10 protein-coding genes are annotated in these 11,924 nt (G+C 63.5%); 8 read left to right on the forward strand and 2 right to left on the reverse strand.

The window, feature by feature from the left end:
- From ACHPFG_RS01540 to ACHPFG_RS01565, 6 genes are all read left to right on the forward strand, one after another.
- Entirely contained in the window at window positions 1-852 is an 852-nt protein-coding gene (locus ACHPFG_RS01540; RefSeq protein ID WP_431701416.1) for an ABC transporter ATP-binding protein, read from the forward strand.
- A 12-nt stretch (window positions 853-864) separates the two neighbouring features.
- Window positions 865-1,713, forward strand: coding sequence for an ABC transporter permease (locus tag ACHPFG_RS01545; protein WP_431701417.1), 849 nt, complete (start codon window positions 865-867; stop codon window positions 1,711-1,713).
- A 59-nt stretch (window positions 1,714-1,772) separates the two neighbouring features.
- The gene (locus ACHPFG_RS01550; RefSeq protein ID WP_431701418.1) at window positions 1,773-2,693 is read left to right on the forward strand and encodes a LysR family transcriptional regulator; all 921 of its coding nucleotides are present in this window, start codon (window positions 1,773-1,775) and stop codon (window positions 2,691-2,693) included.
- A gap of 174 nt (window positions 2,694-2,867) precedes the next feature.
- Complete coding sequence (locus tag ACHPFG_RS01555) at window positions 2,868-4,403, forward strand: MFS transporter (protein ID WP_431701419.1); 1,536 nt, start codon at window positions 2,868-2,870, stop codon at window positions 4,401-4,403.
- 15 nt (window positions 4,404-4,418) lie between these two features.
- The gene (locus tag ACHPFG_RS01560; RefSeq protein ID WP_431701420.1) at window positions 4,419-5,477 is read left to right on the forward strand and encodes an HlyD family secretion protein; all 1,059 of its coding nucleotides are present in this window, start codon (window positions 4,419-4,421) and stop codon (window positions 5,475-5,477) included.
- Window positions 5,474-7,009: an efflux transporter outer membrane subunit gene (locus ACHPFG_RS01565; RefSeq protein ID WP_431701421.1), complete on the forward strand. Its 1,536-nt coding sequence runs from the start codon at window positions 5,474-5,476 to the stop codon at window positions 7,007-7,009. Before ACHPFG_RS01560 ends, ACHPFG_RS01565 begins: the two co-directional genes overlap by 4 nt.
- Here ACHPFG_RS01565 and ACHPFG_RS01570 read toward each other — a convergent pair.
- Both ACHPFG_RS01570 and ACHPFG_RS01575 read right to left on the reverse strand, forming a co-directional pair.
- Window positions 6,909-7,613, reverse strand: coding sequence for a DUF3142 domain-containing protein (locus tag ACHPFG_RS01570; RefSeq protein WP_431701422.1), 705 nt, complete (start codon window positions 7,611-7,613; stop codon window positions 6,909-6,911). The two genes, ACHPFG_RS01565 and ACHPFG_RS01570, sit on opposite strands and share 101 nt — an antisense overlap.
- Complete coding sequence (locus tag ACHPFG_RS01575) at window positions 7,610-9,772, reverse strand: outer membrane assembly lipoprotein YfiO (protein WP_431701423.1); 2,163 nt, start codon at window positions 9,770-9,772, stop codon at window positions 7,610-7,612. The genes ACHPFG_RS01570 and ACHPFG_RS01575 overlap by 4 nt, the downstream gene beginning before the upstream one ends.
- A gap of 179 nt (window positions 9,773-9,951) precedes the next feature.
- Here ACHPFG_RS01575 and ACHPFG_RS01580 point away from each other — a divergent pair, with 179 nt between their 5' ends.
- Window positions 9,952-11,556: a glycosyltransferase family 39 protein gene (locus ACHPFG_RS01580; RefSeq protein WP_431701424.1), complete on the forward strand. Its 1,605-nt coding sequence runs from the start codon at window positions 9,952-9,954 to the stop codon at window positions 11,554-11,556.
- A gap of 33 nt (window positions 11,557-11,589) precedes the next feature.
- Window positions 11,590-11,835, forward strand: a complete 246-nt coding sequence (locus ACHPFG_RS01585; RefSeq protein WP_431701425.1) for a DUF2789 domain-containing protein — start codon at window positions 11,590-11,592, stop codon at window positions 11,833-11,835.
- The last annotated feature ends 89 nt before the right edge of the window (window positions 11,836-11,924 follow it).

Here is an 11,924-nt window from a genome sequence, read left to right on the forward strand (position 1 = left end):
ATGAACGCGCCCTTGCAAGGCCACACGGCCAGCAACCTGCACACCCCCTTGCCATTGCTGGCGGTGGATAACGTCAGCCTGGAATACCGCACACCGGAGCGCGTGGTGCGGGCCACTCATCAAGTCAGCTTCGAGATCGACCCGGCGGATCGTTACGTGTTGCTCGGCCCATCGGGTTGCGGCAAATCCACACTGCTCAAGTCCATTGCCGGGTTTATCAAACCCTGCGAAGGCGAGATCCGCCTGCTGGGGCAAAAGGTCGAACAGCCGGGCCCCGATCGCATCGTGGTGTTCCAGGAGTTCGACCAGTTGCCGCCGTGGAAAACCGTCAAACAGAACGTGATGTTCCCGCTGCTGGCGTCGAAAACCTTACCGCGTCGCGAAGCCGAAGAGCGGGCACTGCACTACCTAGACAAAGTTGGCCTCACTGCCTTTGCCGACGCTTACCCGCACACGCTTTCCGGCGGTATGAAAGCCCGCGTGGCCATCGCCCGCGCCCTGGCCATGCAGCCGAAAATCCTGCTGATGGATGAGCCCTTCGCCGCCCTCGACGCCCTGACCCGGCGCAAGATGCAGGAAGAATTGCTGCTGCTCTGGGAAGAGGTGCGCTTCACCCTGCTATTCGTCACCCACTCCATCGAAGAAGCGCTGGTGGTGGGCAATCGCATCCTGTTGCTGTCGCCGCACCCGGGGCGCGTGCGCGCGGAAATCCACAGCCATCAATACGGCCTGCACAGCCTCGGTGGCGTGGAGTTCCAGGCGTCCGCGCGGCGGATTCATCGCCTGCTGTTCGATGAAGCGCCCGAGGCCGAACGTGAGTTGGGTTTCGCCGATATCCGTATCGCTTACTAAGGGGACAACCCAATGCGCCAGGAATACGAAATTACCCTTGAGCCGCTGCTCAGCGTCCCCGTTGAACGCGAACTGCCCCTGCGCCAACGCCTGTGGCAGCAAGGCTGGCTGCGCAAGGGCCTGATCCTGATCGTGCTCGCGAGCCTTTGGGAAGCCGTCGCGCGCTACCAGAACAATGACCTGCTGCTGCCGAGTTTCCTGCAGACCTTTCACGCGCTCTACGACGGCCTGCTCAGTGGCGAACTGCTGAGCAAGGTGAGCATCTCGCTGGTGGTGCTGATCAAGGGCTACCTGATCGGCATCGTGCTGGCGTTTGCCCTGACCACCCTGGCCGTGTCGACCCAATTGGGCCGTGACCTGCTGAGCACTCTGACTTCGATGTTCAACCCGCTGCCGGCCATCGCTTTATTGCCGTTGGCGCTGCTGTGGTTTGGCCTGGGCCAGAACAGCCTGATCTTCGTGCTGGTACATTCGGTGTTGTGGGCGCTGGCGCTCAACACGTATTCGGGGTTTCTCGGTGTGTCCGAAACCCTGCGCATGGCCGGCCGCAACTATGGCCTCAAGGGCATGCGTTTCGTGGTGTTCATCCTGATCCCGGCGGCACTGCCGTCGATCCTCGCCGGTCTTAAAATCGGCTGGGCCTTCGCCTGGCGCACCCTGATCGCCGCCGAGCTGGTATTCGGTGCGACCAGCGGCAAGGGCGGTCTGGGCTGGTACATCTTCCAGAACCGCAATGAGCTGTACACCGACAAGGTATTCGCTGGGTTGGCGGTGGTGATCCTGATCGGCCTGCTGGTGGAGAACCTGGTGTTCGACACCTTCGAGCGGCTCACCGTGAAGCGTTGGGGCATGCAGCGCTGATACACCCATCCTGCTACGATTGCGGCCAGCTCACTCCCGACTGATCACGAGTGCTTGGCATGCAACTACCCGACATGAACCTGCTGGTCGCCCTCGACGCCCTGCTCGACGAGGGTAGCGTGGTGGGCGCCGCGCGGCGGATGAACCTCAGCCCGGCGGCCATGAGCCGTACCCTCACACGTATTCGCGAAGCGGTGGGCGACCCGATCCTGGTACGCGCCGGTCGCGGGCTGGTACCCACGCCCAAGGCCTTGCAGTTGCAGAGCCAGGTGCGCAACGTGGTGGAGCAGGCGGCGTTGCTGTTTCGCTCGGCGGATCAGGTTGACCTGAGCACCCTGCGCCGTCGCTTCAGTGTGCGCGCCAATGACTTTTTCATCGGCGTGTATGGTGGACGCCTGTTCGACACCATGGAGCGCATGGCGCCGTTGTGCGAGCTGTGTTTCGTACCCGAAGGCGACACCGACGACGAAGCGCTGCGCGAAGGGCGGCTGGACCTGCGGGTGAGCAACACCATGCCGGTCACCCCGGAAGTGAAGGTGCAGAACCTGTTTTCCACCACCTTCGTCGGTCTGGCGCGCGAGGACCATCCATTGTTTGACGAAGAGATCACCGCCGCGCGCTTCGCCAGCTATTCCCATATCAGCATCTCGCGGCGTGGCATCGCCCGAGGCCCGATTGACACTGCACTGAATGCCCAGGGCCTGGAGCGACGCGTGGCGATGATTGCCCCGGGCTTTCACGGTGCGATGTTCATGTTGCCCGACTCCGACCTGATTCTGCCGGTGCCCAAAGAGGCGCTCTACAGCGCCAATCGCCTGAAGCTGCCGCTGCGCGCGTTCGCGTTGCCGATCTCGCTGCCGACGTTGGTATTGGCCCAATCCTGGCACCCGCGCTTCGACAAAGACCCGGCTCATAAGTGGCTGCGCGAGACGATGCGTGAGAGCTGCCACGCCACCTGGCTGGAAGCACAGCCGACCTGATTTACAAGCCATGCACGGTCAAAATGTGGGAGGGAGCAAGCCCCCTCCCACAAGGGTTCTATAGTGAATCCAGGATTGTGTCTGGTGCACTTATACCCTGCCAACATGTAACTTTTTGTCATGCATGTGCCTGATTAAACTGCTCGGGTATTTCTAATCCCGAGTTACCTGTTCATGACTTCCCTCGCTGCCCCCACCCTTGCGGCTGCAGCCAAACCCACCGCTATCACCCCGCCTGTATTTGGACCGCGCATCATCATCGGCCTGGTCGGCGTGTTGCTGGCGGTACTGGTGTCCGGTCTCAACGAGATGGTCACCAAGGTGGCCCTCGCGGATATTCGCGGTGCGCTGTACATCGGTTTTGACGAAGGCACCTGGCTGGTCGCTGCGTACACGGCCACCTCCGTGTCGGCCATGGCCTTTGCGCCCTGGTGTTCGGTGACGTTTTCCCTGCGGCGCTTCACCCTGTGCGCCATCGGCCTGTTCACCGTGCTGGGCATCCTTTGCCCGTTTGCGCCGAACTACGAAAGCCTGCTGCTGCTGCGTACCGTCCAAGGCCTGGCGGGCGGTGCCTTGCCGCCGATGCTGATGACCGTGGCGCTGCGCTTCCTGCCGGCCAACGTCAAGCTGTATGGCCTGGCTGGCTACGCACTTACCGCCACGTTCGGGCCGAGCCTCGGCACGCCATTGGCGGCGCTGTGGACTGAATATGTCGGCTGGCAGTGGGCGTTCTGGCAGATCGTCGGGCCGTGTCTGCTGGCGATGGCCGCCGTGGCTTTCGGCTTGCCGCAAGACCCGCTGCGCCTGGAGCGCTTCAAGCAGTTCAACTGGCGCGGCCTGCTGCTGGGGTTTCCGGCGATCTGCATGCTGGTGATCGGCATTCTGCAGGGCAATCGCCTGGACTGGTTCGAGTCGGGCCTGATCACCTTCCTGCTGTGTGGCGGCAGCCTGCTGTTGGTGCTGTTCATGTTCAATGAATGGTCGCACCCGATGCCGTTTTTCAAGTTGCAGATGCTCGGCCTGCGCAACCTGGCGTTTGCCCTGATCGTGCTGGCAGGCGTGCTGATGGTGCTGACCTCGGTGATCATCATCCCCTCGAGTTTCCTCGCCCAGGTCCAGGGTTATCGCCCCCTGCAAACCGCGCCGGTGATGCTGCTGATGGCGCTGCCGCAATTGATCGCGCTGCCTCTGGTGGCTGCGTTGTGCAACCTGCGTTGGGTCGATTGCCGCTGGGTACTTGGGATCGGGCTGGGCATGTTGGTGCTGTGCTGCGTGGGCAGTGCGCACCTGACCTCGGCGTGGATTCGCGACGATTTCTACGGCCTGTACCTGCTGCAAATCTTCGGGCAGCCCATGGCGGTGTTGCCGCTGCTGATGCTCTCCACCGGCAGCATCCAACCGGCGGATGGGCCGTTCGCCTCGGCCTGGTTCAACACCGTCAAAGGCCTGGCCGCCGTGATTGCCACCGGCGTGCTGGATGCGCTGACCACCCAGCGCCTGCACTTTCACTCGACCATGCTGGTGGACCGCCTGGGTAACTCGCCGCTGGCCGACGGCGATGCGCCGGGCCTGGCCCACCGCCTGCACGAACAGGCCGTGGTGCTGACTTCTTCGGATCTCTATTACGTCATGGCCGCTGTCGCGGTGGCGTTGATCCTACTGATTTTCTGGATGCCCACGCGGATTTTTCCGCCTCGCGCACCGACCTAGCCACAAGGACTTCCCATGAAACGCAAAGACAAAATTGCCGTCTCCGTTATCGCCGTGTTTGCCGTCGGCGTGCTGGTGTACCTGGCCGCGCCCGACCTGTTGGGCAACAAACGCCAGGCCACCAACGACGCCTTCGTCGCCGCCGACTTCACCCTGGTGGCGCCACGTGTGGCGGGCTTTATCAAGGAAGTGCTGGTGGAAGACAACCAGCGCGTCAAGGCCGGCCAACTGTTGGCGCTGATCGACGACCGCGATTTTCGCGCCGCTGCCCAGGCCGCCGACGCCGACACCCTGGTCGCCCAGGCCCAGCTGAAAAACGCCACCGCGACCCTGGAGCGCCAAAGCTCGGTGATTGCCCAGGCCCAGGCCACCGTGGCGGCAGACCGTGCCGAAGTCGCCTTCGCCGAACACGAACTGAACCGCTACAACCACCTCGCCGGGGTGGGCGCGGGTACCGTGCAGAACGCCCAGCAAGCCAAGACCCGCATCGACCAGGCCACCGCGCGCCTGGCCAACGCCACCGCGGTGTTGGCGGCCGAGCGCAAGCAGGTGGAAATCCTCACTGCCCAGCGCGATGCCGCCGAAGGTGGGCTCAAGCGTGCCCAGGCCGCGTTGGAAATGGCCAGCTATCAGCTGTCCTATACGCGCATCGTCGCGCCGGTGGATGGCATGGTCGGTGAGCGCGCGGTGCGGGTGGGGGCCTATGTGACGCCGGGCAGCAAGATCCTCGCGGTGGTGCCGTTGGCCGAGGCGTATGTGGTGGCCAATTTCCAGGAAACCCAGCTGTCCCATATGCACGCCGGCCAGGCCGTACAGGTGCGGGTCGACAGCCTCGACGGGGAGCTGCTCAACGGCCACCTGGAGAGCCTTGCGCCCGCCACGGGTGTGACCTTCGCGTCGGTCAAGCCGGATAACGCAACCGGCAACTTCACCAAGGTGGTGCAGCGTATCCCGGTGAAGATTGTCCTCGAACCCAACCAGCCGCTGACCGAGCGCCTGCGGGTCGGCATGTCGGTCGAGGCCAGCGTCGACACCCAGCCGGTCGCGCAGCAGCGTGAGGTGGCCCAGCAATGAAACACCTCGCCTGGCTCACCCTGAGCGTTATCAGCCTGAGCGCCTGCACCGTCGGCCCGGATTTTCAGCGCCCGGACACCTCGCAAGCCACGCAATGGAGCGAACCTCAGGGTCGACAAGCCGCCAGCCACGCTGTCAGCGAGCCGCTGCAAGAACGCTGGTGGGACGTGTTCCACGACGAGCAACTGTCGGCCCTCACGCGCCGCGCGCTCAGCGATAACCTCGACCTGAAACTGGCCAGCAGCCGCCTGCAACAAAGCCGCGCCGTGCGCCAGGTGACCACCGCCGAGCGCTATCCCACTGTCGACGCCACGGGTGCCTACCAGCGCAAACGCAACAGCGGCAAAGGCTTGAACGACCCCTCCGGCGAAAACGGCCGTTCCGCGTTCAACCAGTGGGACGCGGGATTCTCGGCGTCCTGGGAGCTGGACTTCTGGGGCCGGGTCAAACGCGAAACCGAAGCCGCCGACGCCACCCTGCAAGTGGCGGAAAACGACCGCCGCGCCGTGTTGTTATCGGTGCTGGCCGAGACAGCCCAGGACTACATCCAACTGCGCGGCGTGCAAAACACCCGCGCGGTGACCGAGCAAAACCTCGACGTCGCCCGCCACAGCCTCAAGCTCTCGCAACTGCGCCTGGCCGACGGCGTGGCCACAGACCTGGACGTCGCCGAAGCCGCCGCCCAGGTCGCCGCCATCGAAGCGCGCCTGCCGGATCTGCAGCAACGCCAGGACCAGTTGATCAACGCCCTCAGCCTGCTGATGGGCGAGCCACCTCAAGCCTTGCACGCGCAATTGTCCAAGGATGCTGCCGTGCCGCAGACCCACCGCCAGGTCGCCATCGGCCTGCCGTCGGAACTCGCCGAGCGCCGCCCCGACATCCGCCAGGCCGAAGCGCGCCTGCACGCCGCCACCGCCAGCATCGGCGTGGCCAAGGGCGACTTTTACCCGCGCATCACCTTGTCCGGCAGCCTCGGCTCCCAGGCCATGCAACTGTCGGATTTCGGCTCCTGGGGCTCCCGCGCGTTTGCCTTCGGCCCGCAAGTGAGCCTGCCGCTGTTCAACGGCGGACGCCTGCAAGGCATGCTGAACCTGCGCGAAGCCCAGCAACAGGAAGCGGCCCTGGCCTACCAGCAAACTGTGCTGCGCGCCTGGCATGAAATCGACGACCAATTGACCCGCTACAACGCCAGCCAACTGCGCCGCGACAGCCTCGCCGAAGCCGTGCGCCAGAACCAGATCGCCCTGACCACCGCGCAGCACCAGTACGTCGAAGGCGTGGTGGATTTCGTCAACGTACTCACCGTGCAAAGCGCGCTGCTGGCCACGCAGGAGCAGTGGGTGGAGAGTTCCACTGGGGTGTCGTTGGCGATGGTGGGGCTGTACAAGGCGTTGGGGGGAGGGTGGGAGTCGGTGTATCCGCTGCAAACGCTTAGTGATTCCGCAAAAACACCACATACCCCCGAAACCACTCACTCCCCTGCAAATACCCCGGCTCCTCCCACTCCCCGCCCTGAATCAAACCGATCTTGAACGGCAGTCCCATCCGGTTCATCCGTGGCAGATACGCCGCGTAATCCGGAATGCTCTGGCGCCCTTGATAGGTCTGTACCACCACTTCATCTACCACGCCCTTAAGCTGGGCGATGGCGGTGGGGTCGGCGTTGCTGCTCCAGTCCATCAGGCCGGTGATGCTCAGTTTCAGATCGGCCGGCAGGCGTTGGCGCAGGTCGCGCAGGAAGTCGGCGTATTCGTGCAGGTATTGGGTGCGGGCGTCGAAGTCGATCTGGATGCCGACCACCGGGTTGCCTGCGTCGCGCCAGCGTTGTACCTGGCCGAGCAGTTGGGTGTAGACCTGTTCGGGCCAGTGCAGGGTGTGGGCGCGGTAGACTACCCAGACCTCGCCTCGGGTGAGGCGCGGTACGCTGATGCCTTGGGCGATCAGTTGCACACCGCGCTGGGGCGCGCGGCGGGTGGAGTTGATCTGGCCCTGGAGGATGTACAGGGTCTTGGCCTGCTTGAGTACCGGCTGCGGAGTGACGCCGCTCCACAGCCAGAAGGCGTCATAGTCGCGGGCATCGACGGCACCGAATGCCGGGCTTGCCAGCAACAGCACGCCCAGCCACAGGTGTTTCACCAGTAGTACTGCAGCGATTTGCCCCACTGGGTGTCGGCGAAACCACTTTTCAGTTGGCGGAACCAGGCTTTGCGCACGGCGGGCTCGACGTCCTGGCCGCCGCAGCTGTTGTAGCCGGCCGGCGCGTAGCAGTTGATGGCGCGGAACAAGGCGTAGGCCTTATCGTTTTTTGGCGCCTTGGCGTTGGCGATGACCTGCTTGTAACCGTCGAGCCGCGAGAAGGTTTCACCCTTGAAGTCCGATGCGCTGCTGCCCAGGCTGCCGGCGGCACGGGCTTGTTCCAGGGGCATGCCGTCCAGGCCGTTGCGCAGGATGAATTCGCCGAAGCAGTTCAGGGCCTGGGGGTTCTTCGCGTCGGTCTGCAAGGTCGCTGCGGTTTGCGCGATGCTCGGGCAGGCGTAGCCGGATTCGGCCTTGTCGCCGTTCCACTGGAACAGCTTAAGCGTCTGGCTGGCGCTGTAGACATAACCCAGGCTGGTGCCCAGTTTGTCCTCGGGGGCCTGGGCCGGCAGTTGCTTGAGGTCCTCGGCGAACGTGGCGAACTGGCCGCGCAGCAGGTCTTTGTAGAGCAGCACGAATTGCGCCGTCTGGCGCTCCAACGGATCGCTGGCCTGGGCGATCTGTTGGCGCAGCAGTTCAGGCCCGGCGACGTTGCGCAGCAGGATGTAGCGCACTTGTTTGGCGCTGATCGGCGAATCGCTGGCGAACACCTTGGCCAACTGGCCGCTGCGCTCGTAGTTCATGGCCAGGGCCAACTCCAACTGGTCGCGTTGCAGCGGCAGTTTTGCCAGTGGCAACAGTTGCAGCCACAGGGCCTCGGCGCCTTTCCAGTCCTGCTTGGCTTCCAGTGCCAGGGCGCGCAGGGTCTGTTGGCTGAAGGCGAAGTAGTTCAGGTTCGACGGCACGCTCTGCGGCAACTGCTTCAAGGTGGCGTCCGGTTGATGCTCGATGTACAGCGCGCACACGGCCAGCAAGTACTCATAGAGCTCTGGCTCGCTGGCGAACACGGCCTTTTGCTTCTCAAGGTCTGCGCGGCTGAGGGCCGGCTGGTTGCCGCCGCGCATCACCATCAGGTCGCTGACGAGCTGGATCATCGGGGTCTTGACGGTATCGCTGTTGACCATCAACAGCTTGAGGTCAGCTTCTTCTACCAGCTCATCCTCAGACACATTGCGCTGCTCGTCGGTGGCCGTCAGTGCCCAGGCGAACGCGTCGGCGAGCTGGGTGTTGTCGTCGGCCAGCCAGTACACCCGGCGCAGCAGACCGTGGGCCGAGGCCGCGTACTCGCCCTGTGGATAAGTCTTCAGGTAGGCGTTGAAGCCCTGCTCGGCCGTGGCCAGTGCGGGCTTATCCACACGGTCCAGGTGCGGCACGCCGTCTTCGTCATAGGTGTCGGCCTGGGCCTGGTTGAGCGCTGTGCGGGCGGTCATGTACAGCGCAGTTTCCTTCAGCCACGGCGACTGGGCACTGCCGACGCCAGCAAAGCCTTGCGCGGCCTCGGCGAAGCGGCCGCTGTAGAAGTCGGCGGCGGCTTGCAAGTAGGTGCGAAACAGTTGGCCGTCAGCTGACTGGATCTGCTGCGGCTCGGCGATCACCGGGCCATCCCAGGTGCAGGTGGTGAGCAGTTGCAGCCGCGCCTTCGCGAGCAGTTCGCGCTCGGCCGCCGGCATATCGGCCTTGACCACTTGGCGGATAAACGCCGTGGCGCTGTCATCGTCGTTGCTGCGGCAGCGGCTGCCTTCGCCATTGAGGAACGCTTCGCCGGCGGTTTTGTACTCCTCGCGCTTGATGCCCAGGGGCGTCAGCAGGGTGTCGAGTTCGGCGGTAGGCGAATCGTCCGAGTCGGGCTCAGTCTCGGCGCTGGAGGCAGCGGCCAGGCGATACACCGGGAACGGCACCGGGCCGAACCCCTGGGCCAGGTCATCTTCGCTCAACGCCTTGGGCGACAATGGCGCGGCCTTTTTGTCGGCCAGCAACAGGCGCAGGTTGGCCCGGCTGTCATTGCCTGGGCTCAGGAACGGCACGTTGTTGCAAGGGTCCAGGCTGTCACGCGAGACACGCCAATCGGGGTAGCACGAATCGTCGGAGCTGGCCTGGGCCTGCTGGGAAATACCGGCCAGCAGGGCCAGTGCCAGGGGTGATAGAAAACCGATGCGCATGACGTGTCCTTGATCCTGGGTCCTTGGAGGGGGGCAATAATAGCTTGTTCGTACCAGCGCTTTGGTGAAGCCCTACACAAATTGCCGATTTGTCCGATTCCAGCAGCGATTCTTGGGCTTTTGTCCTAGAGTGGCGGTGTTTGCACGTGGGCAATCAAAGCAGTTGTAGAGGAATCGAGGTGCGTCGGTCTGTGGTAGAGCAAAACGAAAAGGTCGGGGCGTTGCCGGCATTCAATCGCCTTACCTGGGAGGGCGCCGGCTGGCTCAGCCGCTTGTGGTGGGTGCCGATCCTGGCACTCGCCATGGCGCTGCGGTTTTACCATCTCACCTCGGCGGCGATCTGGGGCGACGAAGGCTCAAGCTTGCTGCTCAGCGAATACGCTGCGACCGACCTGTGGTTTCACGCGGCCCACGATGTGCACCCGCCGTTGTACTTCTTCATGCTGCGCGGCTGGATCGAGCTGTTCGGCGACAGTATCTGGTCGATTCGTGGCATGAGTGCCGTCCCTGGCGTGATTGCCGTGGGCCTGGGGGTCTGGCTGACACGGCAACTGTCGACCCGGCGTGCTGCCGTGCTGGCGGGGATCCTGCTGGCGCTGCTGCCCACGGCGGTGCGCTACAGCCAGGAAGTGCGCATGTATTCGCTGCTGGGCGTGTGGCTGCTGGGGGCCACGCTGGCGCTGGTGTACTGGGTGCGCCAACCCGAGCGCCTGCGCTACCTGGCCGTGTATGTGGTGTTGATGAGCGCCGGGTTCTACACCCATTACTTCACCGCCCTGTGCGTGCTGGTGCATTGGGCTTACCTGGGGGTGCTGTGGCAGGCGCAGCCGCGAGGCCGACGGCTGATCGCGCGCCCGGCCTGGTGGGTAGCCAATGCTGCGATTGTGCTGTTGTACGTGCCGTGGTTGCCGAACCTGCTGGACCTGGTGCAGCACGTCGAACAACTCAAGGTAGGCGGGGACATTGGCTGGGAAGAACCGGTCACCCTGTTTTCCCTGCCTTCGATGGTCTGGCAGTTCGTGTTACAGGATGAAGGTGTCGGTTTCTGGCCGCCGCTGTTCTGGTGGGTCCCGCTGTTGCTGATGGCCGTGGTCGTGATGACTGCCGCGCGAGACCGCGAACGCCATCGGCCCGCTTGCCTGCTGGCGCTGTTTTTCCTGCTGCCGCTGTTGCTGGTCTACGGGGTGTCGTTTATCTCCCCTGTGTTTATCGAGCGCTACCTTACGGTGTACGCCTTGGGTTTGCCGATCCTTGTAGCCATGGCTATCGACCGCCTGCCTGCGCGCTTGTCGCTGGTGGGTGCGGCGCTGTTCGTGCTGTTTGTCGGCGTGGAGCTGGTGGGCCTCAACAACAACTTCACGGTGGATGAGCACGACCAATTCAACGTGCCGGTGGAGTTCGTCAATCGCAATTACCAGGAAGACGACCGCATCGTCCTCAGCGACATGATGTGGTACCTCAGCTACGTGTATTACGACCAGACCGACGCCCAACTGCAGCTCTACACCCCGCCCAGGCCCGATGGCACGCCGACCCGGCCGAACGCCTACGGCTTCGGCACCCTGGTGGACCAGGACGGCGGGCGCATTTACCTCGACCGCCTGTCGGCACTGCCCGCCGACACCCGCCGCGTCTGGCTGATCAGCAGCAACGAAGCGCCGGATGAGTTCGCTCCGCTGCCCGAGGGCTGGCGCGAGCTGAGTCGCCAGGATGGCGGCGGTGCCAGGGCGCGTTTATTCGTGTTGTGCAACGCGCCGCAACCGCAACCCGAGGGCTGCCGCTAGACTCGGTTAACTACCTTCTTTCAGGAGCCCGTCATGGAATCGCCCGTGCACAGTTTGCCGTCATTGTTCAAACAGCTTGGCCTGGAGCATGACCCGGTCAGTATTGATCGGTTTGTGACCGCCCACTCGCCACTCAAGCCGGATCTGAAATTGGCAGAGGCGTTTTTCTGGACGGAGAGCCAGAAAGCATTTTTGCGTGAGGAAATTCTGGACGATGCGGATTGGGCGGAAGTGGTCGATGAGTTGAACCTGATGTTGCGGGGTGGGCGAGAGGTGTAAAAAAATCTTTTGAAAATTGTGTTTTTGTAAAAAAAAAAGGTGAGCAGTAAAAAAAACTGGGCTCTAATCGCCTGAGTTATTTTTTCTTG

Source organism: Pseudomonas sp. BR20 (genome assembly GCF_050780135.1).
Classification (GTDB): Bacteria; Pseudomonadota; Gammaproteobacteria; order Pseudomonadales; family Pseudomonadaceae; genus Aquipseudomonas.

Coding starts and splice junctions, on each gene's coding strand:
- ACHPFG_RS01555 (WP_431701419.1), top strand. CDS start 2,868: ATGACTTCCCTCGCTGCCCCCACCCTTGCGGCTGCAGCCAAACCCACC.
- ACHPFG_RS01565 (WP_431701421.1), top strand. CDS start 5,474: ATGAAACACCTCGCCTGGCTCACCCTGAGCGTTATCAGCCTGAGCGCC.
- ACHPFG_RS01585 (WP_431701425.1), top strand. CDS start 11,590: ATGGAATCGCCCGTGCACAGTTTGCCGTCATTGTTCAAACAGCTTGGC.
- ACHPFG_RS01575 (WP_431701423.1), bottom strand. CDS start 9,772: ATGCGCATCGGTTTTCTATCACCCCTGGCACTGGCCCTGCTGGCCGGT.
- ACHPFG_RS01560 (WP_431701420.1), top strand. CDS start 4,419: ATGAAACGCAAAGACAAAATTGCCGTCTCCGTTATCGCCGTGTTTGCC.
- ACHPFG_RS01540 (WP_431701416.1), top strand. CDS start 1: ATGAACGCGCCCTTGCAAGGCCACACGGCCAGCAACCTGCACACCCCC.
- ACHPFG_RS01550 (WP_431701418.1), top strand. CDS start 1,773: ATGCAACTACCCGACATGAACCTGCTGGTCGCCCTCGACGCCCTGCTC.
- ACHPFG_RS01545 (WP_431701417.1), top strand. CDS start 865: ATGCGCCAGGAATACGAAATTACCCTTGAGCCGCTGCTCAGCGTCCCC.